Annotated in this window: 19 protein-coding genes and 1 rRNA gene; 4 read left to right on the top strand and 16 right to left on the bottom strand. The window is 62.2% G+C overall.

Going from position 1 to position 23,886, the window contains the following annotated elements:
- Positions 1 to 4: 4 nt before the first annotated feature.
- Positions 5 to 1,504 carry an RNA-binding domain-containing protein gene (locus KIH76_RS09995; protein ID WP_214373169.1) on the bottom strand — a complete coding sequence of 500 codons (1,500 nt, stop codon included), beginning with the start codon at positions 1,502 to 1,504 and terminating at the stop codon, positions 5 to 7.
- Positions 1,505 to 1,848: 344 nt separating this feature from the next.
- Here KIH76_RS09995 and ettA point away from each other — a divergent pair, with 344 nt between their 5' ends.
- Entirely contained in the window at positions 1,849 to 3,525 is a 1,677-nt protein-coding gene (gene ettA, locus KIH76_RS09990) for an energy-dependent translational throttle protein EttA (protein ID WP_219070543.1), read from the top strand.
- A 101-nt stretch (positions 3,526 to 3,626) separates the two neighbouring features.
- Here ettA and map read toward each other — a convergent pair whose 3' ends face one another.
- Positions 3,627 to 4,409, bottom strand: coding sequence for a type I methionyl aminopeptidase (gene map / locus KIH76_RS09985; protein ID WP_214373168.1), 783 nt, complete (start codon positions 4,407 to 4,409; stop codon positions 3,627 to 3,629).
- Between the two features lie 45 nt (positions 4,410 to 4,454).
- Positions 4,455 to 5,255: an HdeD family acid-resistance protein gene (locus tag KIH76_RS09980; protein WP_219070541.1), complete on the bottom strand. Its 801-nt coding sequence runs from the start codon at positions 5,253 to 5,255 to the stop codon at positions 4,455 to 4,457.
- A 238-nt stretch (positions 5,256 to 5,493) separates the two neighbouring features.
- Between KIH76_RS09980 and KIH76_RS09975 the strand changes: the two genes are divergently transcribed.
- A complete protein-coding gene (locus tag KIH76_RS09975) occupies positions 5,494 to 7,578 on the top strand; it encodes a M13 family metallopeptidase (protein ID WP_219070539.1) in 2,085 nt (694 codons plus the stop codon).
- A 101-nt stretch (positions 7,579 to 7,679) separates the two neighbouring features.
- Here the strand turns inward: KIH76_RS09975 and KIH76_RS09970 are convergent, their stop codons facing one another.
- The 6 genes from KIH76_RS09970 to KIH76_RS09945 all read right to left on the bottom strand — a co-directional run bounded on the left by KIH76_RS09970 (position 7,680) and on the right by KIH76_RS09945 (position 13,979).
- A complete protein-coding gene (locus KIH76_RS09970) occupies positions 7,680 to 7,997 on the bottom strand; it encodes a HigA family addiction module antitoxin (protein WP_236036968.1) in 318 nt (105 codons plus the stop codon).
- Positions 7,966 to 8,259, bottom strand: a complete 294-nt coding sequence (locus tag KIH76_RS09965; protein ID WP_214373165.1) for a type II toxin-antitoxin system RelE/ParE family toxin — start codon at positions 8,257 to 8,259, stop codon at positions 7,966 to 7,968. Before KIH76_RS09965 ends, KIH76_RS09970 begins: the two co-directional genes overlap by 32 nt.
- Positions 8,260 to 8,335: 76 nt before the next feature.
- A complete protein-coding gene (locus KIH76_RS09960) occupies positions 8,336 to 9,127 on the bottom strand; it encodes a single-stranded DNA-binding protein (RefSeq protein ID WP_236036967.1) in 792 nt (263 codons plus the stop codon).
- A 632-nt stretch (positions 9,128 to 9,759) separates the two neighbouring features.
- Positions 9,760 to 11,562, bottom strand: coding sequence for a proline--tRNA ligase (locus tag KIH76_RS09955; protein WP_214373163.1), 1,803 nt, complete (start codon positions 11,560 to 11,562; stop codon positions 9,760 to 9,762).
- A 141-nt stretch (positions 11,563 to 11,703) separates the two neighbouring features.
- On the bottom strand, positions 11,704 to 13,248 hold the full coding sequence (gene arc, locus KIH76_RS09950) for a proteasome ATPase (RefSeq protein WP_219070537.1): 1,545 nt from the start codon (positions 13,246 to 13,248) through the stop codon (positions 11,704 to 11,706).
- Positions 13,249 to 13,274: 26 nt separating this feature from the next.
- Complete coding sequence (locus tag KIH76_RS09945; RefSeq protein ID WP_219070535.1) at positions 13,275 to 13,979, bottom strand: DedA family protein; 705 nt, start codon at positions 13,977 to 13,979, stop codon at positions 13,275 to 13,277.
- Positions 13,980 to 14,017: 38 nt separating this feature from the next.
- Here KIH76_RS09945 and serB point away from each other — a divergent pair, with 38 nt between their 5' ends.
- The gene (gene serB / locus KIH76_RS09940) at positions 14,018 to 14,692 is read left to right on the top strand and encodes a phosphoserine phosphatase SerB (protein ID WP_219070533.1); all 675 of its coding nucleotides are present in this window, start codon (positions 14,018 to 14,020) and stop codon (positions 14,690 to 14,692) included.
- A gap of 168 nt (positions 14,693 to 14,860) precedes the next feature.
- On the opposite strand, the gene fmt is transcribed toward serB, so the two are convergent.
- The 6 genes from fmt to rpoZ form a co-directional block, all read right to left on the bottom strand.
- Complete coding sequence (gene fmt / locus KIH76_RS09935) at positions 14,861 to 15,832, bottom strand: methionyl-tRNA formyltransferase (protein ID WP_214373159.1); 972 nt, start codon at positions 15,830 to 15,832, stop codon at positions 14,861 to 14,863.
- Between the two features lie 157 nt (positions 15,833 to 15,989).
- Positions 15,990 to 16,703 (bottom strand): HAD family hydrolase, encoded by a 714-nt coding sequence (locus tag KIH76_RS09930; RefSeq protein WP_214373158.1) that lies wholly within the window; start codon positions 16,701 to 16,703, stop codon positions 15,990 to 15,992.
- A 76-nt stretch (positions 16,704 to 16,779) separates the two neighbouring features.
- Positions 16,780 to 19,083, bottom strand: a complete 2,304-nt coding sequence (locus KIH76_RS09925) for a primosomal protein N' (protein WP_219070531.1) — start codon at positions 19,081 to 19,083, stop codon at positions 16,780 to 16,782.
- Positions 19,084 to 19,211: 128 nt separating this feature from the next.
- Complete coding sequence (locus KIH76_RS09920; protein ID WP_214373156.1) at positions 19,212 to 20,516, bottom strand: class I SAM-dependent methyltransferase; 1,305 nt, start codon at positions 20,514 to 20,516, stop codon at positions 19,212 to 19,214.
- A 226-nt stretch (positions 20,517 to 20,742) separates the two neighbouring features.
- On the bottom strand, positions 20,743 to 21,957 hold the full coding sequence (gene metK / locus KIH76_RS09915) for a methionine adenosyltransferase (RefSeq protein ID WP_214373155.1): 1,215 nt from the start codon (positions 21,955 to 21,957) through the stop codon (positions 20,743 to 20,745).
- Between the two features lie 308 nt (positions 21,958 to 22,265).
- Entirely contained in the window at positions 22,266 to 22,550 is a 285-nt protein-coding gene (gene rpoZ, locus KIH76_RS09910) for a DNA-directed RNA polymerase subunit omega (RefSeq protein WP_163229016.1), read from the bottom strand.
- Between the two features lie 235 nt (positions 22,551 to 22,785).
- On the opposite strand from rpoZ, the gene KIH76_RS09905 reads away from it, so the two are divergent.
- Complete coding sequence (locus KIH76_RS09905; protein WP_214373154.1) at positions 22,786 to 23,637, top strand: SDR family NAD(P)-dependent oxidoreductase; 852 nt, start codon at positions 22,786 to 22,788, stop codon at positions 23,635 to 23,637.
- A 130-nt stretch (positions 23,638 to 23,767) separates the two neighbouring features.
- Here KIH76_RS09905 and rrf read toward each other — a convergent pair.
- Positions 23,768 to 23,884 (bottom strand): 5S ribosomal RNA (gene rrf / locus KIH76_RS09900).
- Between the last annotated feature and the right edge of the window lie 2 nt (positions 23,885 to 23,886).

Here is a 23,886-nt window from a genome sequence, read left to right as displayed (position 1 = left end):
TGGATCATCGGTCTTGCTTAACCGCAACATATCGCCGCCCTCGGGTCTTACCTTCGATCTTCAGCTGTCCGTTATCCACCAAACCCTGCAAGCGTTTGCGTATGGTCCGCGCATCCACGCCGGTATCCTTGACGATCTGCGGCACCGTCACCGATCCCACCGCATCAAGATGTTCACGAAGCGATTGGTATATTGCAAATTCGGGATATACCGCACCATACCGTGCCGCAGCAGCGAGATCATCCATCCCCTCACCTTTCACTGCATCAGCAGCGTGGTTTTCATCGGTAACGCCGGCGTAAGATTCATTCCGGCGCTCATCGGATGATTCGGATACGCGGGTCACCGGAATCATTGCGGTAAACACATCGCCATCCGAGAATTCCGGTTCCCGACCGGTATACAGCTCCGAAGCCTTCATCAGACTGCGAAGTCCGCTGCCGAGCTTTTCCGCGATACCGGTTTGGACGAATACGTCAGCGATGATCGGGTTCTTTGGCATCGGCGTGAATTCACCCAGCCGCATGCGTCCTTCGAAAAAGGATCGTGACGCGTTGATCGTACGAATCGAAGAGGAATCCATAATGATCCGCGCCACGATAGGGCTCGAATATTCCCGGTGCATGAGGCTGTTGGCAACCAGCTCACGGGATATGACCTCGCGCGGGCTGGTGCGCTTGTCACCGTCCAACGCAAAACGATCCGGCAGCTGTTTCCGCACGAATTCAGTCAACCGATCATAGGCATCGAATAGATTCGTACGAACCATCAGCCGATCATCGTAACGGTCGGTATCCTCTCGTCGAACGATCGCGTCGGTAACATATGCCGGGCAGATCGAGGAGATCACGTCATCCTTGCCCAACAACAATACGGCGGCAAGATTGAAACCCTCCTCACCGGTCGTATAATCGCGATCATACAGTTTGGCGCTACGGAACAGTTCCTCATCCGACATGGTTCCCCACGGATGGCCGGCACGCTGGGCAACCGCCATCTCACGCATCCTTGTAATGAGATCGGCCCGCAAATCAAACGGGGTGACGTATCGATAGATGCGTCGTTCGGAATAATAGTTCTGTTTGCGAATGTACATTTGACTGATCTGCATGTCGCCGTCGATGCGAACATCGGTATCCGCGACGCGATCGTACACCACGCCTTTGTATCGGACCACCGAAGAACCGGACGCAACCCATATTCGAATCACCACGCGATCGCCGTACAGAATGCGCTCGGTTTCCACTGTCGGCGCAGGGGCGAACAGTTTTCTGTTGCTGGTGACATTCGCCACGTTACGCTCTATTTCCACGGCTCGTTTGGCATCAATGCCCACGACGGAACCGTCGTCGTTCACCCCAAGATAGATATCGCCGCCCATGCGATTGGAGAATGAACACACCGTCTCAAACGTATCCGTATGAGGTACGTCACTGCATCGTTTGAACTCGACCGTCGACGACTCCCCACCACGCAGTATCTGTTCTAATTCGTCCTTAGTCATCGCATATCTCCAACCACCACTCGATATTATGACATCAATAATACAATTATTGATCAAATAAAACAATTACTCGCCATGCACTACCCACAATTACGCCGAAACGTACAAACAATGCCTCAATTCGGATATTATTCGTACATGTTATGCAAACATTGGAAAATACATGGCACACCCCGCCGAGTACCGCCATTCCAGCCCTTCCGATACCATGGTGGGCGGTGGTTTGGCACGGATTCGACCGCTATGCGGACAAACGCCACACGATGCGCCGCACGGGGCGGCCGACATGCACAAACCAAAGAAACGGCGGAATTCCAACCTTCATGTAAGGAGAAACTGCACAGATGGCAGAATTCATCTACCAGATGATCAAGGCACGTAAGGCATTCGGCGAGCGCGTGATCCTCGACGACGTGACGCTGAGCTTCCTGCCCGGCGCAAAGATCGGCGTGGTCGGTCCGAACGGCATGGGCAAGTCCACGCTCCTGAAGATCATGGCCGGCCTCGAGACCGTGTCGAACGGTGAGGCGTATCTGACTCCGGGCTTCACGGTCGGCATCCTGCAGCAGGAGCCGCCGCTGGACGATACGAAGACCGTGGGCGAGAACATCAAGATGGCGTTCGGCTCGATCGCTGAAAAGGTGGCCCGCTTCAACCAGATCGGCGAAGAGATGGCAAACCCGGACGCCGACTTCGACGCGCTCATGGACGAGATGGGCAAGCTGCAGACCGAGATCGACGCCGCGAACGGCTGGGACCTCGACTCGCAGCTCGATCAGGCGATGGACGCGCTGCAGTGCCCCGACCCGGACACTCCGGTCAAGGTGTGCTCCGGCGGCGAGCGCCGCCGCGTGGCCCTGTGCAAGCTGCTGCTCGAGGCCCCGGATCTGCTGCTGCTCGACGAGCCCACCAACCACCTCGACGCCGAGTCCATCCTGTGGCTGGAGAAGTTCCTGCACCAGTACAAGGGCGCGGTCATCGCCGTCACCCACGACCGTTACTTCATGGACAACGTGGCCGAATGGATCTGCGAGGTCGACCGCGGCCACCTGTACCCGTACAAGGGCAACTACTCCACGTATCTGGAGACGAAGGCCAAGCGTATGGAGATCCAGGGCGCGAAGGACGCGAAGCTCGCCAAGCGCCTCAAGGACGAGCTTGACTGGGTGCGTTCCTCGCCGAAGGCCCGCCAGGCCAAGAACAAGGCCCGTCTGGAGCGCTACGACCAGATGGAGCAGGAGGCGCGCAACAACAAGAAGCTCGACTTCTCCGAGATCCAGATCCCGGCCGGCCCGCGTCTGGGTTCGGTGGTGCTTGAGGCGAAGCACATCCACAAGGCGTTCGGCGACCGCGTGCTCATCGACGACCTGTCGTTCACGCTGCCGCGCAACGGCATCGTCGGCGTGATCGGTCCGAACGGCGTCGGCAAGTCCACGCTGTTCAAGACGATCGTCGGCTTGGAGCCGCTGACTTCCGGCGAGCTGAAGATCGGCGATACGGTGAAGATCAGCTACGTCGACCAGAACCGCGAGGGCCTCGACCCGAACAAGAACCTGTGGGAGGCAGTCTCCGGCGGCCTCGATTTCATCGACGTGGCGGGCACCGAAGTGCCGACCCGCGCCTATGTGGCCAGCTTCGGCTTCAAGGGTTCCGATCAGCAGAAGCTCACGGGCGTGCTCTCCGGCGGCGAGCGCAACCGTCTGAACCTCGCCCTGACCTTGAAGCAGGGCGGCAACCTGCTGCTGCTCGACGAGCCCACGAACGACTTGGACGTCGAGACGCTGGAATCGCTCGAGAACGCGTTGCTCGGCTTCCCGGGCTGCGCCGTGGTCATCTCCCACGACCGTTGGTTCCTCGACCGCGTCGCCACGCACATCCTCGCGTGGGAAGGCGACGATGAGAACCCGGCCAAGTGGTACTGGTTCGAGGGCAATTTCCAGGCGTATCAGGAGAACCGCGTCGCCCGCCTCGGCGAGGACGCCGCCCGTCCGCACCGTCTGCACCGTAAACTCACACGCTAACGCCCGGTTCTCCCGTCACGCATGGGAATCGGATATGAATGTGCCCTTCACCTCCCATCCGGAAGGTGAAGGGCACATTCATATGCTCGCCTTCACTGATGTCACAGGTTCGTGCGATCGGTGAAGATGATCGGGCCGTCGTCGGTGATGGCGATGGTGTGCTCGCTATGCGCACCACGCGAACCGTCTTCGGAGCGTAGTGTCCATCCATCCTTCGGATCCTGGTAGATCTCGTCGGTGGTCTTGAGGAACCACGGTTCGATCGCGATCACCAGGCCGGAACGCAGACGGTAGCCATGATGGGCCTTGCCATCGTTCGGCACATGCGGATCGCCGTGCATGATATGGCCGACGCCGTGGCCGCCGAACTCGAGGTTGATCGGGTAGCCGTACGTGCGCGCGACGTCTCCGATCGTGTTGGAGATGTCGCCGAGGCGGTTGCCCGGACGGGCCACGTCGATGGCCGCGGCAAGCGCCTCTTCAGTGCACTTGATGAGTCGCAGATCCTCCGGATCCTTGTCCTTGCCGACCACGAAGCTGATCGCGGAGTCGGCCACCCAACCGTCCACGCTGATCGCGAGGTCGAGGCTGAGCAGGTCGCCATCCTTGAGGCTGTAATCGTACGGTACGCCGTGCAGCACCGCGTCGTTGACGGACGTGCAGATGTAGTGCGCGAACGGGCCGGTGCCGAAGTCGGGCGCGTAATCGACGTAGCAGGATTCGGCGCCCTTGCGATCGACGATCTTCTTGTGGACGAACTCGTCGATCTCAAGCAGGTTGGTGCCGACCTTGGTAAATTCCTGCAGTTCCTTGAGGATGCCGCCGACGAAACGGCCGGCGGGCTTCATCTCTTCGATTTCCTTGGGTGTTTTCAGTTCGATCATGCCGCCCAGCCTACTCAGACCGCGCTACTTGCGGTTTCGTCCGTATTATTTGCGCGGCTTGCCGAAGGTGAACGCACGCACGATGGCGGAGACGCCCATGACGATCAGCGCGCAGCCGCCGAAGATGATGAGGAACATCATCGAGCTGACCGGCGAGAACAGCAGCACGACGCCAGCGATGATCGAGATGATCGCATAGCACACCGCCCAGCCGGATTTCGGCAGTCGCCACGATTCGGCGAGCGCCATGACGCCTTCCATGATCCAACCGAAACCGACGATCAGCGTCACGAAGATCGCAAGCGATGTGCCGGACAACGCCGCGTTCTTGAGCATGACCACTCCGCCGAACGCGAGCAGGATACCGACGAGCACGTCGAGGACGCGCCATCCGCCCGGCAGTCCGATGGTCACCAGGGCGCTGACGATACGGATCACGCCTGAGACGACGAAGTAAATGCCGAGCGCCACGGCGAAGACCGTCAGCGTCTTGCCCGGCCAGATGAGCAACGCGAGGCCGAGGATCACGGCCGCCGCGCCGACGATGCCGTACAGTCCGCGCACCGCGTTTTTCGCCTGCTGCGGTAGCATCTCCTCGATCAGCTTGAACGCGTTGACCGGTTGCCAACTGCCGGGTTGACCTTGCGCTCCGGGCTGGCCGCCATATGGCTGGTAGGCGAACGGCTGACCGTAGGGCTGACCGTTGGCGTAGGGATTGCCGCTCTGATTGTTGGACTGATATTGTCCGCTCGATTGGCCTTGCGGCGCGTATGCACCATATTCCGGCTGACCGTTCGCATTGCCGTTATCGCCGCCGTGCTGCCCGTTCATGTTCGGATCGCTCATCGTGACTCCTTACCGTAGGATTGACTACCATCATCTTAGACATCATGTCTAATTCTCACCATCAGCATAATGCGACAAACTGTCTATTTAATCTACGGATACCCTTTCACCAAATTCTTTGCCCCCTCTGAAGGGAGAGCTGTCAGCAAAGCTGACTGAGGAGGTGAACCACCCGACACACAGACTCGACAATCACCCCCGACCCGGCTTGTCACTTAACACGAATAGGCTGGGCGGTATGACTACAACTCTGACCTCCGGCCTTGATCCGGCCGCGTTTTCCTCCGTCATCAAACCGTCCGACGACCTGTTCCGTTACGTGAACGGCCCGTGGATCGACACCTACCGTCTGCCCGACGACAAGGCCCGCTATGGCTCGTTCGACAAGCTCGCCGAGGATGCCGAGAACCAGATCCGCGAGATTCTTGAGGACGACGACTGCCCGGCCGTCAAGTCCCGCGCGCTGTACCGTTCCTTCCTCGACACCGACGCGATCGAGCAGGCCGGCATCGCACCGCTCAAGCCGGTGCTCGACGCGATCGACAACGCCGCCGACAAGGCTGCACTGACCCGCGTGCTCGGCCAGTATGATCCGTCCGGCGCAACGACCAGCCCGTTCGCCTTCGGCATCTACGGCGATCCGGACGATCCGACGATCAACGCCGTGCACGTCGAGCAGTCCGGTCTGGGACTGCCGGATGAGGCGTACTACCGCGAGGACCGTTACCAGCCGGTGCGCGAGGCGTATGTCGAGATGGTCGCCAAGCAGCTCGCCAACGCCGGTTACGGCGACCGCGATAGCGCGCAGACACAGGCCGAGCGTTTCCTCGACGTCGAGACGCGCATCGCCGCGCATCACTGGGACAACGTGACCACGCGTGACCCGCAGAAGACCAACAATCCCACCGATTTCGACACGCTGAGCGGAGAGCTCGCGCACTTCGACATCGCAGCGTGGGTCGATGCCTGGCAGCAGGCGTACGACCAGACTTCAGCCGCGGCGAAGTTCCAGCCCGTGGACATGAGCGCTGCGGTGAGCCACACCATCGTGCACGAGCCGAGCTTCCTGACCGGCTTCGACCAGTTCTGGGATGCCGCCGATCTGGATGATCTCAAGCTGTGGGCGCGTGTGCACACGATTATCGGCGCGGCCGCCTACCTGAGCAAGACCTTCGACGAGACGAACTTCGACTTCTACGGCAAGGTGCTCTCGGGCGCGAAGGCGCAGCGCGACCGCTGGAAGCGCGCCGTGTCGCTGGTCAACGGCGTGTGCGGCGAGGACGTTGGCCGCGAGTACGTGCGCCGTCACTTCCCGGAAAGCTCTAAGCAGCGCATGCAGCAGCTCGTCGCGAACCTGATCGACGCGTACCGCGTGTCGATCAGCGGCAGCGACTGGCTGGGCGAGGACACCAAGGCCAAGGCGCTCGAGAAGCTGTCCAAGTTCACGCCGATGATCGGCTACACCGAACGTTGGCGCGATTACAGCGCGCTCGACGTGCGCGAGGACGCCACACTCATCGAGAATATGGCCGCGGCCAGCCTGTATGAGAACGGCTACCAGCTCGCCAAGGCCGGCAAGCCGGTCGACAAGGGCGAGTGGGGCATGAACCCGCAGACCGTCAACGCCTACTACGATCCGAGCACGAACGTCATCGTGTTCCCGGCCGCGATCCTGCAGCCGCCGTTCTTCAACCCCGAAGCCGACGATGCGGCTAACTACGGCGGCATCGGCGCGGTGATCGGCCACGAGATCGGCCACGGCTTCGACGATCAGGGCTCGCAGTTCGACGGCGACGGCGCGCTGCATAACTGGTGGACCGCGGAGGATCGTGCGAACTTCGAGAAGCGCACCAAGGCGCTTATCGAGCAGTACAACGCGTTCGTGCCGACGCAGCTGGCCGAGAAGTACGCAGACGACCCGAGCAAGGCCCCGCACGTCAACGGCGCGCTGACGATCGGCGAGAACATCGGCGATCTGGGCGGTGTGAACATCGCGCTCAAGGCGTATGCGTTCGCGCTCGACGCGGCCGCAGGACGCGAGAAGGACGGTTCGCCGGCAGGCATCAAGGCCGCGCTGGACACCGCGCCAGTCATGGACGGCTTTACCGGTCTGCAGCGTTTCTTCCTGAGCTACGCCTCAATCTGGCGTTCCAAGAACCGCGACGAATTGGCCGAGCAGTATCTGCAGATCGACCCGCACTCCCCTGCCGAATGCCGCACCAACGGCATCGTACGCAACGTGAACCTGTTCTACACGGCGTTCGGCGTGCACGAGGGCGACGGCATGTGGCTCGCCCCCGAGCAGCGCGTCTCCATCTGGTGATGCACTACTCGGCGACGCCTCAAGACGTCGTTCGTTGCAAAACAGCATCCTGAACAGTAGGGGGTGCGCCGCTCGTACACCGTTCGGCGCACCCCCTACTGTTACGCCTTGACCAGAGGCTGTATATCGCCCAGACAACTGGCGTCAAAGGTATATACATCCCAGTCGCGCTGCAGATTCATCCAGAATTCAGGAGTCGTGCCGAGCGCACGCGCAAGTCGATACGCCATCGCCACGCTGATCCGACGCTCGCCACGGACGATTTCACCGACCGCAGTCTCCGACACGCCTATAGTTTTGGCCAGCCGATAGTTGCTGATGCCCAACGGCTCAAGGAATTCTTCTTTAAGAATCTCTCCCGGAGTGCTGAGCACACGGCCGTCGTCCTCAATCGTGGTAGTCGTCGAAATAGACATCATACGCCTCCTTGTCCTTGTCGTTCCAACGAAAAACAAGTCGATACTGACGATTGACCCGAATGCTCCAATACCCCGACAGGTTCCCGGACAATCGTTCGAGTCGGTTGGCGGGAGGTACCGCAAGATCACGCAGTGACTGAGCTGCTTTCAGCATCTGCAAACGGCGGGCCAACTGCCGTTCGCAACCGGTCGGATACTCTCTCGGATATGGTCCGCCATAGAGAAATTCTTCTAGCTCCTTGTCTCTCGTCGCAATAAACATGATACTACCGCTTTACGTTAGTAACGTCAAACGTCACCAATATCATCAACAGGCTCACACACGCTTCGGCACGCCGTTAGAATTCGCCGGCGCCGAATTCATCTCCCGGCGGTTCGTTGGGCGGAGGAACCGCATCGCCAGACCCATCCGCATCCTGCACAGGTTGAGCAAAACCGTTGGTGTACTGGCGGGCGTCAGGCGCTTGGCCATCATTGCCATCAGCATCGCCCGCCGAACCGACGGACGCAGACCGTGCAGCATCTCCATCTACGCCACCCACGACCGCCGCCCCGCAATCCGACGCGCCAGTAGCCGCCGAGGCACCACCGTTGGCCGGCATATTCACCTGCGCATTGGAGCCTCGATAGGGGTCGTTGGCCAATAGACTTACCGGTTCAGGCACGGAACCGGCGACCGCACCGTTCACACCGGTAGCGGCGTCCACCGCACCTTGACCTCCATTGCCGCCGCCAGCCCCTGCTCCAGTTTCACCGCCGCTTTCACGTTTGCCCGCGCTCGGCCTGGTCATGCCGTAGTTGAGGTCATGCCCTACATTGCTGGCCTCGATGACGATGCGCGAACGCTTCTCCCCGTTCTCGGAGGACCATTCCTCCGTGGCGAGCACGCCGACGACGATGATCGGATCGCCGGTGCGCACCGAGGCATGCACATTGGCCGCCAGCGTGCGGTACGCTTTCACGGTGATCCACGTGGTCGGCAGCGAGCGCCACTTCCGGCTGGCGTCGTAGTAACCGCGCGTGCTGCCGAGCCGGAACGTGCAGATGGTGGGCGGACTGCCGTTGCCGTGCCCTTGCGGATTACTGCCTACGCGGCCGGTGATGGTGATCTGTCCTTGTTGCAGTGCCATGATCGGTCCTTTCATCGCTGAAGCGGAACTGAAGTGGACTGCGCGAATCACAGTGCGGAGACCTGCCCGGAACGCCTGATATGTGGAGAGTGGAGGTGGAGAGAGACGGCGTTCCTATCGTCGACCCGCACTGTGATCCACGCGGTGAACACCACTATGCCGTATGCGGCGCGGCGATCGGACGCTTTTCGGGGACTGTGGACGCAGCCTCAGGGTTCGGGCGTGTTGTGGATAACTCGATGTGTGCAATTCGTCGAATTATCCACATCAATCGATTGCCCCACCATTGCCGTACAGAGTCCGATGCTCCGATATGCATACACATTGTGGATAACCCGATCCACCCGTGCCGTTCATCGCGCCGCCTCTTCCGTTCCCGGGCTTATGATTCAGCACACTCAACTCCACACCAAGCTGTTCGCCATGCTGCCGCCCCCCTCCCTCCCGGGCTTACGGCCATTTTCGCATGCCGATCCGGCCGTATGCCCGGGAGCAACGAATACACCGCAAAGTCTCTGGCCTCGATCCAGGAAACCCTGCGTCCTGAACGCGAGAGGCCCTCCTCCGCATGGAAGAGGGCCTCTCGGCATCAGATAGTCGGATAAACCGGCGTCAGAACCGTGCGATAGACGTCACAGACGGTCGACGATCGCGGAGACGGCGTCGGCGACCGGAACGGCGACCGAGTTCTCGCCGTTGCGGTCGCGCACCTCGATCGTGCCGTTGTTGACCGTGTCACGGCCCGCGACGGCGATCAGCGGCACGCCGATCAGCTCGGCGTCCTTGAACTTGACGCCCGGAGACACCTTCTTACGGTCGTCGTAGATAACCTCGACGCCGCGTTCCTCAAGATCGGCGACGAGCTGCTCGGCGGCCTCGAACGCAGCCGCATCCTTGCCGGTGGCCACGACGTGCACCTGGGCCGGCGCGATCACGGACGGCCATGCAAGGCCCTTCTCATCGTGATGCGTTTCAGCCACGCACGCGAGCACACGGGACACGCCGATGCCGTAGCAGCCCATCCACACCGGCACGGTCTTGCCGTTCTGGTCGAGCACCTTCAGATCCAGCGCCTTGGAGTACTTGAGGCCGAGCTGGAACACCTGGCCGATCTCCACACCGCGCTCGAAGCTCAACGGGCCGGAACCGTCCGGGCTCATGTCGCCGTGGCGCACCTCGACGGCCTCCACCACGCCGTCGGCCTGGAAATCACGGCCGTAGACGAGGTTGTAGTAGTCGACCTCATGCTCGTCGGCACCGGTGAACCATGCGGAGCCTTTGACCACATGCGCGTCCACAAGGTAGCGCAGCGGTTCCTTGACGCCGGCTGCCGGGCCCTGCGGCCCCAGCACCATCGGTCCGATGTACCCCGGCACCAGTTCCGGATGCGCCTTGAGATCCTCTTCGGTGGCCTCTTCCAGCTCGGCGGGCGCGAACTGCGCCTCGAGACGCTTCATGTCGACCGTACGGTCGCCCGGCACGCCGACGACGATGATCTCGCGCCACGGCTCGTCGTGCTCCGCATCCTCCGGGTGCTTGACGGCGATCACCACGTTCTTCAGGATGTCGGACGCCTCCCAAGAACGGCCGTCCGTACGCGGATGGTCGGCGTTGGCGCGTTCGATCATCTTGTCGATGGTCTTCGCGTCCGGCGTCGGCTCCTTGGAAGCTGCCGGGGTGGAGGAAGCATCGATCTCGGGCAGTTCGGGCGTGTGCAGCGCCTCGACGTTCCATGCCTTGCCGGAGGGTGCCAGCGCGAACGTGTCCTCGCCGATCGGCATCGGCGCCAGGAACTCCTCGGACGCGGAGCCGCCCATCGGGCCGGACATCGCGAACACCGGCACGTACTTGAGGCCGATGCGCTGGAACACGCGCTCGTACGCGCCGCGCTCGTCCATGTACGCCTTGCGCATGCCTTCCTCGTCCACGTTGAACGAGTAGGCGTCCTTCATCACGAACTCGCGGCCGCGGATCAGGCCGGCGCGCGGGCGGAACTCGTCACGGTACTTGGTCTGGATCTGGTAGAGCACGACCGGCAGGTCCTTGTACGACGAGTACATGTCCTTGACGAGCAGCGTGAACATCTCCTCGTGCGTCGGCGCGAGCAGGTAGTCGGCCTGATGACGGTCCTTGAGACGGAAGATGTTGTCGCCGTACTCCTCCCAGCGGTGGGTGGCCTCGTACGGTTCGCGCGGCAGCAGCGCCGGGAAGTGCACCTCCTGCGCGCCGATGCCGTTCATCTCCTCGCGGATGATCTCCTCGATCTTGTTCAGAACACGCAGGCCGAGCGGCAGCCACGTCCAGATGCCGGGCGCGGCCTTGCGGATGTAGCCGGCTCGCTGCAGCAGTTTCGCGGAATCGACGTCCGCGTCGGCGGGATCCTCGCGCAGCGTGCGCAGGAACAGGGTAGACATACGAAGTGCTTTGGAACTCATAGGTTCCAAAGTACTCAATCAAGCCGACACCTTATGCCCCGACTCCCTCGGCCGAGAGAGCTATCAATCGCAGATTGACTAAGAGATCGTACACGGGATGCCATCATGACGAACGGGAACACGCAAGGACCTCGCACTCCCTCACACCGCCACCGCACGAATGCGCACCACGCGCCCAGCGTCCAGCCCGTTAATCCGGCTCCACTGTTCGGGATCCGCATCCAGCACCGAATCGCGCGTCTCCGCGAACTCGTCCTCGACCGCATCCCCCAGCATCGCCGCATCCAGCGCGACCGGCGAACCGGATTCGATCGAAGCCTTGACCGCCTTCGTCTTCGCCCGGTCCACGATGTTCTTGAGCATCGCGCCGGACGCCACGTCGGCCAGGAACAGCGCCGACCAGACGCCCTGATCATTGTATAGATCGCATAGATGCCGCCGTTCGGACCGATCGTAGATATTCTGCACCAGCACACGCGTCAACGATTCCGCGTCCGTGCCCGGTTCGAGCGGCAGGTCATCGGTCAGGTAATGCCGCACGATCGACACCGCACCGGCCGCTCCCGGCCGTTCCACATGAATCTTCACGTCCAGCCGTCCCGGTCGCAACACAGCCGGGTCGATCATGTCGATGCGATTCGAAGCGCCGATCACCATTACATTGTCGAGCCGTTCCACGCCATCCAATTCAGCCAGGAACTGCGGCACAATCGTCGTCTCCACGTCCGACGAGACGCCGGAGCCGCGCGTGCGCAGCAGCGAATCCATCTCGTCGATGAACACGATGACCGGCCGACCGTCGGCGGCGCGTTCGCGGGCTCGTTTGAAGATCATGCGCACGAGTCGCTCGGATTCTCCGACGAACTTGTTCAGCAACTCCGGCCCCTTGACCGACAGGAACACGCCCGAACCGTTACCAGAGCCGTCCGCGAGCGCATGCGCGACAGCCTTGGCAATGAGCGTCTTGCCGTTGCCGGGAGGGCCGTACAGCAGCACGCCCTTCGGCGGGGTCAAATCGTAGCGTTCGAACAGCGCGCGGTGCAGGAACGGAAGCTGCACCGCGTCGCGGATGCGTTCGATCTGCTCGTCGAGGCCGCCGATGTCCGCGAATGTGACGTCCGGAGTCTCTTCGAGCACGAGATCCGCATCGTCGGTTTCGGGCAATACTTCGAGCGCGATGCGGTCCGCATTGTCCACGACCACGCGGTCGGCGGGATTGATCGCGACGGATGCGAGCGCGCTGGCACGCCGGATCAGCCGAGGGTTGCCGGATGCGTCCACGACAAGCAGACGGCCGTCGGTAAGCGGTTCCTTGACGGTGCGCACCGCGCCGAGCGTATCCGGGCCGCGCTGTTCGACCAGCACCATGTTCTCGTTGAGCATGACCGTGTTGCCGGCCGCAAGCCGTGACGCGTTGACGTTGGCGGCGACGGGCACGACCATGCGGCGCGTGCCGGAAAGCACTTCGGCGGAGGCATGCTGGATGCCGTCGTCGTCGGTATGTACGGAGTCGACGCGGATCATCGTGGCAAACGTGAGCGGCGGCTGGGCAAGCTGCGCAAGCTGCGACTTGGCCTTCGTCAGTTCTTTGCTCGCGCGAGTCAGTGCCTGGGCGAGCGCATGGTTCTTCTCCATCAGCCGGTCGTTCAATTCGGCCAGCTCCTCGGCGCTGCGCTCTTCGCCCATCGTATGCCTCGCTTGTCTTTCGGTTCCTATCGGTTCTTCTTCGCTGCCATCATGCTACGGATCTTGCGCACGGCAAGCACCGCGATGACCACGATGAAAGCGACGATCACCACATCTTCGAACACGCCGAGCACGCCAAGGATCGAGCACCACTGGTCGCCGAGCAGGTAGCCGGTCGACACGAGGATCGTGTTCCACACAGCCGAGCCGAGCAGCGTCCAGCCGGTGAACTGCGCGAAGTTCATGCGGTTGAATCCTGCCGGGATCGAGATCAGCGAGCGCACAACCGGGATCACGCGGCCGATAAGCACCGACCATGTGCCGTATCGGGTGAACCAGTCGTTGGCCTTGTTCACGTCCTTGCGACTGACTCCGGGAATCACGTCGGCCGCACGATGGATACGATGCAGCCCGACCCAGCGCGAGATGCCATACAACGCCCACGCGCCGAGCAACGAGCCGACGGTCGCCCAGATAATCGCCTCGGCCAAGTTCAGCGTGCCGCGAGCGGCCGTGAATCCGGCGAGCGGGAGGATCACTTCACTGGGAATGGGCGGGAAGATCGATTCGAGCGCGATGGCGAATGCCACGCCGATGCCGCCTACCGTTTCCATAAGGCCGACAAGCCAGTCCGTGATCGCGCCGATCAGTCCGGTTTCGCCGGTCGTGCACACGGCGATGTCGTTGGCGGCGAGGGTGACGGTCGGCAGCGTGGTCGCGAAAAAAGTCATAGGGGTCATTGTCCCAACGTTTTTCGACAATCGAACGTATGCTTGACGAAACATTGCAGGATCTTGACACGCCGACCTTGTCCGCGCCCGGTTTGCTGGTGATGGATGTCGATTCGACGCTGATCGACGAGGAGGTCATCGACCAGTTGGGCGAGGCGGCCGGCTGCGGTGACGAGATCGCCGCGGTGACGGAACGTGCGATGCGCGGCGAACTGGAGTTCTGCGAGGCGTTGCGCGCGCGGGTCGCGTTGCTGCGTGGACTGCCGGTTTCGGTATTCGATACGGTGTACGAGTCGCTGCATTTCACTTGCGGCGCGCTCGAGTTGATCGACGAGCTGCATGTGCACGGCTGGAAGATCGGCGTGGTGTCGGGCGGATTCCACGAGGTGGTGGACCGACTGGCGGCCGACGCGAAGATCGATTACTGGCTGGCGAACCGGCTGGAGGTCGCCGATGGGGTACTGACCGGGCAGGTGGTCGGTGACATCGTGTGCAAGACGGTGAAGCTGCACGCGTTGCAGGCGTGGGCGAAGCGCGACGGCGTGCCGATGGCCCAGACCGTGGCCGTGGGCGACGGTGCAAATGACATCCCGATGATTCAGGCGGCCGGTCTCGGCATCGCGTTCTGTGCGAAACCGAAGACCCAGCTTGCCGCCCATCACGCCATCAACGAACGCGACCTCACCCAGGTCCTCCCCCTCCTGCGAGCCTGACGCATTTGCGTCCGTTTCCCTCCAGAAGAAGCCCGATCCTATCGACAAACGGACGCAGAACGCTCTTTCTGCGTCCGTTTTCCTCTAGGAAATCCGTCGTCTAACGGAAAGCGGACGCAGAACGCCCCGTCAGCGTCCGCTTTCCGTTAGAAAGGATTCGAACGTCCGTTACGCGCAGTAGGCGCCAGGAGCAAGGCGGGCACCACGCGCCCAGTCGGCGGCGCGCATGGCCTTTTTACCCTGCGCCTTGACCTCGAGCAGTTCCAGCGGGTCGGACAGCGTGCCGATCCACACGTTCTTCTTGCCGGCAGCGATCACGCCGGGGGCCAGCTCCGCCGGCACATGCGGATGATCCATGTCGGCCGGCTGCGCGCGCAGCACGTGCAAGGTCGTCGGCTCAGCGCCGTCCGCATCATCGGCGTGCAGTTCGCACCATGCGCCCGGATTCGGCGTGCACGCGCGAATCTGGCAGTCAACGTCATGAACCGGCGCCTCGAACACGATATGCGCGCTATCGACCGTGATCTTCTCGGCCTTCGCGTACTCGCCCTCCTGCTGCGGCACGGCTGCCGCGCGGCCCGCCTCCACGGCCTCCATCGCACGCACCAGAACGTTCGAGCCGACCTGCGCCAGACGGTCGAGCAGTTCGCCGGCCGTCTCATGCTTGCCGATCTCGGTTTCCAGCTGGGAGACAACCGGACCTGCGTCCATGCCGCGCGTGATGCGGAACACGGTTACGCCGGTGGACTGGTCACCGGCCCATATGGCACGCTGCGCAGGTGCCGCCCCACGCCACTTGGGCAGCATGGAGAAGTGCAGGTTGTACCAGCCGAGCGGCAGCGCATCGAGCACGGATTCCTTGAGGATCTTGCCATAGGCGACGACCGCGGCGGCCTGCGCACCGGTGGCGATCAACTCGCTGATGAAGCAATCCTCGGACGGATCGGATTCGATTACCGGCAGGTCGAGTTCAAGCGCGGCCTGCTTGACCGGGCTGGGCGTGAGCTTGCGCCCACGGCCGGTCGGCGCGTCCGGGCGTGTCAGTACGGCCACGATCTCGACATGTTCGGTGTCGGCGGCCAGCGCGCGCAGCGACGGCACGGCCACGTCCGGCGTACCGGCAAACAGAATCTTCAGCATACGGATGTTCTCCTTGATTCCCGATCAGATAACAGCCGGCAGAGGCCGGCCAAGGGTGCGCAAACGAACGCACCGGCATACGATCTCATTGACGATTCAACGATGCTCCGGCAAAAACCCGGAGCAGCCGATCATGCGATTCCCGCAAACGATACGGTCACTGCACGCTCTGCACGCCAGGGATGTTCACACCCTGCGCGATGAGGATCTCACGCAGCTTGCGCGAATCGGAGAACCGGATGCCACGAATACCGGCCTCGTTCGCTCCGACGATGTTCATGGCCTTGTCGTCCACGAACACGCTGCCGGCCGCCTCGATGCCGAACCGACGAAGCGCCTCATCATAGATGTCGCGGTGCGGCTTGCGCAGCTTGACGAATCCCGACACGAGCTTGCCGTCGAGCCGCTGTAGGATCTTGCAGTTCTCCTCGGCGCAGTGGAACAGGTTCTTCTCCCAGTTCGACAATCCCCATACGCCGATTCCGGCCGCCTTCAGATCGTCCACCAGCACGCGCATGCCCGGCACGATGCCGGTCAGTGAATCCTCGAAGTTGTCGATGTAGTAGCGCAGGATGTCGGCCCACTGGTCGCCGTGATGCTCGCGCATCCACGCAATCGCGACTTCAGGCTCCTCGCCCCCGTCCATCATGTCGTTCGCGTCGTAGAATCCGGAAACGTCGTTGTCGAGGAAGCGGTCGATCGTCTCCTGATCATATCGGGCGATCAGTGCTGCGGACGGATCCCAGTAGATCAGCACGTTGCCGAAGTCGAAGATCACGTCGGTGATCGGCTTGCCCGCGGCCGATACGGCGTTGCCGTCCGCCATCAGCACGTCATGTTCCATGTCCGGTTCTCCCGGCCAACCCTTCATATGCTCCTCCGTTCCGTACGATACGCCACGGCTGTCTACGCTATCGTCCCATGCCGCGCCGACGATGCGCGACGTGTCAGATCAGATCCTTCGGGTCAAGCCGGAACCGCAGCTCCCCTGCCTCGCGTGTCGCCACATGCTTGGCGACGGCGTTGCGCAGCCGAATCGCCAATTCGGCGCGATGCGACTGCGAGACGCGCACCACCGCCTTGACCCGGTCCGCAGTGCTGGCCAGTTCCCGCTCGCTGATGGTCGCCGGTTGCGGTATCGGCACCGGCCCCAGCACCGCCGGCAGATCGTCCACCGACGACCAGTCTCCGGACAGCACGCCGATCGCGGACAACGTATTCATCACCGCATCCCGTCTGCCCCACACACAGGCGGCGGCATACGCCGGCGGCAGACCCGTCTCGACACGCTCCTCGACTTCCTTGGATGCCAACAGCGTGGTATTCCACAGCATCAGCGATCGCGCAATCACCGGATCGGTTTCGCCGATCAGCAGTCCTTGCCCGCCGCGCGACCGCGGAGCGCACAATGCCATCGATCGCATCCATGCGGCGAGCACGTCGCAGCGCGCATCCACGCCGGGCGCATACAGACTGTTCCACGCGTCGAGGATCGCGACCGCACGGTATTCGCCGGGAACGCCATCCGAGGATGCCACGCGCGGTTCGCATCCCGGAGTGGCGATGACGATCTGCGGCGTTCCGGCAACCGTTTCGACGACGCCCCGAGGCTGACTGCGCGACGAGACCACGATCGGCACGCCCCGGAACAGGCCGGCCAGTTCCTGCGATGTGCCGGCTGCGCCGACCCGCACGACACGCAACCGGTCATTGCCGCAGCTCGGGCATGTCCAGTTGACGACGGCGGCGCCGCACCATCGGCATCTCACGCCGGCCGACTGCCGCGTTGTGGACGCCATTCCGGAATGCGTGTTCCCGACCGTTGGCCGATCGGACGCGTGCCATTCGGCGACCCGTTCCAGAGGGCCGGTGCAACGTGGGCATCGTGCCTGACGATGGCAATGCCCGCAACTGAGCGACTCCGTGATGCCGTCGGCGGGGATCGACAACAGCACCGGCCCGGAAGACAATGCCGCAGACAGGATACGCACCGCGGTATGCGGCACGCGCGCGCCGATGCTCGGATCAGCGAGACGCGCCAGCTCGTCTCGGTTCAGCCATCGTATCCACGGACTGTGCTCTTTGACAACGGCCGGCAGAGGCCGAATCGGCGACGAGAATCCACTGACCGGGGTCTCCCTCACCACGCTCGGGTCGCCGTCGCCATTCGTCTCCCATTGGCTGATCGGACTGCGCACGTTCGCAATACTGACGAATACGCCGCCATGCGTCTTGGCCCGCAGACGCAGCACGCCACGGGCGTTCGGGTACGGCATGAACCCATCCATGTTCTGATAGGCGAGATCGTCAACGATCATGAACAATGCCGGCCCTTCGACCGGCGCGTACATGGCCGAACGCACGCCGATCACGCAGCGAACCTGTCCGCTCGATACCGCACGGTATGCGCGATACCGTTCGGCCGGAGGCAGAGCCCCCGCGTCAAGCACCACGAAATCGCCACGATATCCGCCATGCGCTGCTTGATCGGGTGCGAACCTGCGCAATCCACATGACGACAACGTTTGCTCAAGATCCCCGACCTCACGCGCGGTCGGCAGAACAACGACCGCCGATTTCCCGGCGAGCATCGTCTCAAGCATCATCCAAGCGACGTCACGGGTCCAACACAACGCCCCCGGCAACGCATCCACCACGAACGACGCGAACCCGCTGCCGGTCAATGCGGATCGCAAACGCTCCGCGCCATCGTAGGATTGCCGGAACCGCGCGAATCCGGTATCACGCGCCCGCTCCTGCGCTTCCGAGAATCGCGTACGTCCCTGCCATACGCCGGATTCGGCAAGCTGCTGTTCCTTGTCGATGCGGGCCACGCGCGCGGGAACCGCCAAACGCAGGATGTTCGCGCGGGTGCCGCCGTACGCGTCGGCGATCAGCGTAATGTCGCGGCGCATCGCGGCCGAAACAAGCGCAGACGGCGTAAGTACCCGTTCGAGATAGCGCAACGATGACGAGGGAGTCTCGCTGTGAGCCGCACGGTTCCAGATGATGCCGTCGAGCCGTTGCCCGCCGAATCGCACGCGTACCATTACGCCGGGCTGCGCGGCCTCGGATTGGCTTTCTTCAATGAGATAGTCAAACGTGCGTCCCAGATGCGTGGCCTGCACATCGAGCACGACCTGCGCGATCGGGCTCTCGACGGCGGGAATCTTCGCCTTCTGCGCATGCCGACGACGCTTGGGGTCTGCGAACCCGTCAAGCGTCAACTGTTCGGCATGCTCGGAAGTCATACCTCATTGTTTACCACAAGCAGTGCTTGCCGTCTGGTTACGCGGCGGATTGAATCGCGCCAATTCCATCGCATGACCAGACACACCCCACCGATACCGTGTCGGTATCACGCCTCACGCAGCGCCGCTCACGCCTTCCACCACGGGCGCAGCGGATACCACTTACCGTCCGGGTGCCCCACGCGATCCGGCTTGACCGCAAGGAACTGGTGCACCTGAATGCCGTCGAGCTCGAAGTTCAGCGCGCACGCGGCCATATACAGGCCCCACACCTTCGCCCGCTCGAATCCGACCTCGGCCACGGCCTCGTCCCAGTGCGCGGCGAGGTTGTGGTTCCAATGGTGCAGTGTGAGCGCATAGTGCTGACGCAGGTTCTCCTGATGCACCACGTTGAAGCCGGCATCGTGGATGCACGACTCGATGAATCCGGGCGCGCCGAGGTCGCCGTCGGGGAAGATGTATCGGTCGAGGAACTCGTCGGTGCCGGGCTTGCCGTTCGGCTTGTCGTGACTGATGGTGATCTGGTGGTTGAGCAGACGGCCGCAGGGCTTGAGAAGCTTGAACATCTCCTCGAAGTAGCTCTGGTAGTTCTTGACGCCCACGTGCTCCATCATGCCGATCGAGCAGATGCCATCGAAATCACGCTCAGGCACGTCGCGGTAGTCCATCACGCGCAGCTCAGCCAGATCCTCCAGTCCCTCGCGCTTGATCCACTCCTGCCCGTACTCGATCTGTTCCTTCGACAGCGACACGCCGAGCGCCTTGATGCCGCGCTTGGCGGCCTCGATCACGAGCGTGCCCCAGCCGCAGCCGATGTCGAGCAGCCGGTCGCCGGGCTTCAATCCCAACTTGTCGAGCACAAGACGGATCTTGTTGAGCTGCGCGTCCTCCAGGCTCGTGTCTTCGGTCGGGAACACAGCGCACGTGTACGTCATGGTCGGCCCGAGGAAGTTGCGGTAGAACTTGTTGGACAGGTCGTAGTGGAAGCTCACGGTTTCGCTGTCGGCCTTTTCGGTGTGCGGCAGCAGACCGGATTTGATGCGTGCGAATTTCGACGGGCCTTCGGTCTTCGGCACCGGCGGCTTGCGGTAGCCGTGGCTCAGGATCGCGCCGCCGACCTTGGCGATGCCAAGCGGCGAGAGCGGACGCACATATGGCGCGACCGCGAGCAGCTGTCGCAGCTGCGGATACGGATCGGCATAATCGATGCCCTTGATGTCGAAGTCGCCGAGCACGTACGCGCGCACCGCGCCGATCTCGTTGGGATGAGTGAGCAGTTGGTAGACCGCGTTCGGGTTGTTGACCTTGACGACCAGATCGGCCGTGTCCGGGCCGAACGTCGATCCGTCGAACGCCTCGACGCGCAGCAGCGGATTCGGCTGGATGAATTCACCGACCATCTCGCCGACGGTCATCGATTTGCCGTAACCCATGATTGTTTTCGCCTCTTTCATCAGTATTCGCAAACATCTTCGCGAGATATGCATTCATTACGTAGCCGCATGCATCGTGCTACGTATGTGTCCGTACTATGCGAAGCGCCCGCCGCGAACACACGTCACGGCAGGCGCCATAGTCTGTCATTCAATTATCGATTCGGCTGACCGGCGATTGCGCACGGATCGACAAATACCTGCGGGGAGCCGACAGCCGGAATCGTCACTCGGCGATCGCTGCCTTGAGTTCGTCGACCTTGTCGGTGCGCTCCCACGTGAAGTCCTTGTCCTCGCGGCCGAAGTGGCCGTAAGCGGCGGTCTTCGAGTAGATCGGACGCAGCAGGTCGAGTTCGTCGATGATCGCGGCCGGACGCAGATCGAACACCTTGCGCACCGCACGCTGGATCTGGTCGCGGGTCACGCCGCCGATCTCGGTGCCGTACGTCTCGACGTTCACGCTCACCGGGTCGGCCACGCCGATCGCGTACGCGACCTGCACCTCAACGCGATGCGCGAGCCCGGCGGCGACGATGTTCTTGGCGACCCAGCGTGCGGCGTAGGCGGCGGAACGGTCGACCTTGCTCGGGTCCTTGCCGCTGAACGCGCCGCCGCCGTGGTGGGCGGCGCCGCCGTACGTGTCGACGATGATCTTGCGGCCGGTGAGCCCCGAGTCCGCTGCCGGGCCGCCGAGCACGAACGAACCGGTCGGGTTGACGAGCACACGGTAGTCATCATGCTCGACCTTGTCGCCGAGGACCTCGTCAAGCACCGGCTTGATGACATGCTCGACGAGCTGCGCCTGCAGCCAGTCGTGCGTGGCCTCGGGATCGTGCTGCGTGGAGATCAGCACCGTGTCGAGACGCACGGCGTGATCGTTCTCGTCGTATTCGATGGTGACCTGCGTCTTGCCGTCCGGGCGAAGATGCGGCACCTCACCACTCTTGCGCACCTGCGCGAGACGGTAGGCGAGACGGTGCGCCAGATGGATCGGCAGCGGCATCATCACGTCGGTCTCGTCGGTCGCGTAACCGAACATCACGCCCTGATCGCCGGCGCCCTGCGCCTCGTAGCGTTCCTCGCGGGAGGCGGCCGTCTCCTGTTCGTGGCTCAGACGGGACACGCCCTGGTTAATCTCCGCGCTCTGGCCAGTGATCGAGACAAGCACGCCGCACGAATCGGCGTCAAGGCCGACCTCGCTGCTCGTGTAGCCGATGCGACGCACCACGTCACGCACCACATGCTGCACCTCACAGTAGCCTTCGCTGTTCACCTCGCCGAAGATCAGGAACTGGCCCACGCCGGCCACGGTCTCCACGGCGACGTGCGAGTGGATGTCCTGCCGCAGCAGATCGTCCAGAATCGCGTCCGAGATCTGATCGCAGATCTTGTCAGGATGCCCTTCGGTCACCGATTCGGCCGAAATCAAACGACGTTCCATACGCGCACCTTCTTCATGCCGCACCGTTCCCCATTCGTACCCGCCTGCGGCCACGGCGAATCGAATCCGATGGCTTGCCATACGTGTACGCAACGGAGAACGCGCGCCCAGTCACACCTCGACCAGCATCATCCGCCACGCGCGTCGTTGCTGTGCCATTAGCTCAACATAATACGCCCCACCGGTACTCTTTCGTGGAGATTGTTTCTCGCACGACGTACCGATGGGGCGTATACGGTATAATTTTGCGTCTTCTGTCTAGCGGCGACTGGACTGCTGCGTCGCCACATTCGCGGGGACGCCAGCGATCAGTTGCCTTCGCTCAGATCGTCCTCGCCGAGCGTCTCCTCAAGCAGACCCTCGTTGATCTCGCGGAACGCGATGGACAGCGGCTTCTCCTGGTTCTGGTATTCGACCAGCGGGCCGACGTTCTGCAGCAGGCCCTCGTTGAGCTGCGTGAAGTAGGAGTTGATCTGACGGGCTCGCTTGGCCGCGAAGATCGCCAGAGCGTACTTGGAATCAGCATGCTCCATCAGATCGTCGATCGGCGGATTCGCAAGTCCCTGCGGGTGAGGATCGGTGCCAAAAGCCATGATGTTGTTCTCCGAATCATCGATTGTTAGCGTACAGCTATTCCAACCTATTAAAGATACCCCGACCCCTCGTCTTTGCCATGCGGTTCGCGACCGGCGATATACCGTCCACGACCATTCCGCGCGACAATTACGCTCGAATTCATCTTCTCGCCGCCAGCCGCATCGTTCGTCGTGCTACGCTCGGCATAACGGTTGCGGCAACGATGCCGTACCTCTACAGAACGGAGGTCCAATGACGGACGAAACGGTATTCGATCAATATCCTCTTGACCAGTGGAAGGATCCCGACCACCGCATCATGAGTCGATTCTCACTGGCCGGCAAAAAGGGCTTCGTAACCGGTGGCGCAGGTGGTCTGGGACGCAATACGGCAGCAGCTTGGGCCGAGGCCGGCGCCGACGTGGCGATCGTTGATCTTCCGCGTACGAAAGACACGTTGGAGCCACTCGTCGCCGAGCTGTCCGATCGGTATGATGTGAACGTCGTACCACTGTATTGCGATGTGTCCGATCGAGAGCAGGTCGCTGCGCTGAAGCAGAGCCTGATCGACTCGCTGGGAACAGTGGATATCGCGTTCATCAACGCCGGCGTGAACGTGCCCGGCGACGACGCGGACGAACCGTACGAAGTATGGAAGAAAACGATCGACATCAATCTGACCGGCGCGTACATGACCGCGCAGATCGCGCAGCAGATCATGCGTGAACACGGTCATGGCGGCTCACTGATTTTCACGTCGTCGTTATCCGGACATAACGCGAACTACATCGGAGGCGGACCGTCGCCGGTCGCCGCATATGGTGCAACGAAGGCCGGCATCTACGAATACGCGCGATATCTGGCGGCCGCACTGGCGCCGTACGGGATCCGGTCGAATGCGGTGTCGCCTGGTTACGTTTGGTCGGGGATTTTTGAGGGCCGGATTACACCGGAAGGACATGATCTCATGATTGCGCCGGTGCCGATGCACCGATTCGGCACGAACGAAGAGATCGCCTCGACCGTGCTATTCCTTGCCAGTGACGCATCGTCGTACATCACGGGTACCAACATCCAAGTGGACGGCGGCTATTCAGTGTACTGATCCTTCTCCTCATACGTAGAAGAGCCCCGAACCATCGTGGTTCGGGGCTCTTTTACGGGTTTGCTGTAGATATGAATCGAGGCTTTTCGGGAGTTGTACTCGACCGAAAAGCCTCGATGTTCACGTGTAAATGCGGCGGCGTGCTACTCTCCCACACCCTGTCGAGTGCAGTACCATCGCCGTGCCAGGCCTTAGCTTCCGGGTTCGGAATGGGACCGGGCGTCTCACCTGGGCCATGACCGCCGCAAA

This window comes from Bifidobacterium simiiventris, from assembly GCF_019331715.1.
In the GTDB taxonomy this organism is placed as follows: Bacteria; Actinomycetota; Actinomycetes; order Actinomycetales; family Bifidobacteriaceae; genus Bifidobacterium; species Bifidobacterium simiiventris.
The sequence above is the reverse complement of the archived record's forward strand: the minus strand, read 5'-3'. Positions and strand labels throughout refer to the sequence as shown.

Coding starts and splice junctions, on each gene's coding strand:
- KIH76_RS09930 (WP_214373158.1), bottom strand. CDS start 16,703: ATGAAGGGTTGGCCGGGAGAACCGGACATGGAACATGACGTGCTGATG.
- arc (WP_219070537.1), bottom strand. CDS start 13,248: ATGGGCGAAGAGCGCAGCGCCGAGGAGCTGGCCGAATTGAACGACCGG.
- KIH76_RS09980 (WP_219070541.1), bottom strand. CDS start 5,255: ATGAGCGATCCGAACATGAACGGGCAGCACGGCGGCGATAACGGCAAT.
- KIH76_RS09925 (WP_219070531.1), bottom strand. CDS start 19,083: ATGACTTCCGAGCATGCCGAACAGTTGACGCTTGACGGGTTCGCAGAC.
- KIH76_RS09970 (WP_236036968.1), bottom strand. CDS start 7,997: ATGATGTCTATTTCGACGACTACCACGATTGAGGACGACGGCCGTGTG.
- fmt (WP_214373159.1), bottom strand. CDS start 15,832: ATGCTGAAGATTCTGTTTGCCGGTACGCCGGACGTGGCCGTGCCGTCG.
- KIH76_RS09955 (WP_214373163.1), bottom strand. CDS start 11,562: ATGAGTTCCAAAGCACTTCGTATGTCTACCCTGTTCCTGCGCACGCTG.
- KIH76_RS09995 (WP_214373169.1), bottom strand. CDS start 1,504: ATGACTAAGGACGAATTAGAACAGATACTGCGTGGTGGGGAGTCGTCG.
- KIH76_RS09960 (WP_236036967.1), bottom strand. CDS start 9,127: ATGGCACTGCAACAAGGACAGATCACCATCACCGGCCGCGTAGGCAGT.
- metK (WP_214373155.1), bottom strand. CDS start 21,957: ATGGAACGTCGTTTGATTTCGGCCGAATCGGTGACCGAAGGGCATCCT.
- KIH76_RS09920 (WP_214373156.1), bottom strand. CDS start 20,516: ATGGGTTACGGCAAATCGATGACCGTCGGCGAGATGGTCGGTGAATTC.
- KIH76_RS09965 (WP_214373165.1), bottom strand. CDS start 8,259: ATGTTTATTGCGACGAGAGACAAGGAGCTAGAAGAATTTCTCTATGGC.
- KIH76_RS09975 (WP_219070539.1), top strand. CDS start 5,494: ATGACTACAACTCTGACCTCCGGCCTTGATCCGGCCGCGTTTTCCTCC.
- rpoZ (WP_163229016.1), bottom strand. CDS start 22,550: ATGGCTTTTGGCACCGATCCTCACCCGCAGGGACTTGCGAATCCGCCG.
- KIH76_RS09945 (WP_219070535.1), bottom strand. CDS start 13,979: ATGACTTTTTTCGCGACCACGCTGCCGACCGTCACCCTCGCCGCCAAC.
- ettA (WP_219070543.1), top strand. CDS start 1,849: ATGGCAGAATTCATCTACCAGATGATCAAGGCACGTAAGGCATTCGGC.
- map (WP_214373168.1), bottom strand. CDS start 4,409: ATGATCGAACTGAAAACACCCAAGGAAATCGAAGAGATGAAGCCCGCC.
- KIH76_RS09905 (WP_214373154.1), top strand. CDS start 22,786: ATGACGGACGAAACGGTATTCGATCAATATCCTCTTGACCAGTGGAAG.
- serB (WP_219070533.1), top strand. CDS start 14,018: ATGCTTGACGAAACATTGCAGGATCTTGACACGCCGACCTTGTCCGCG.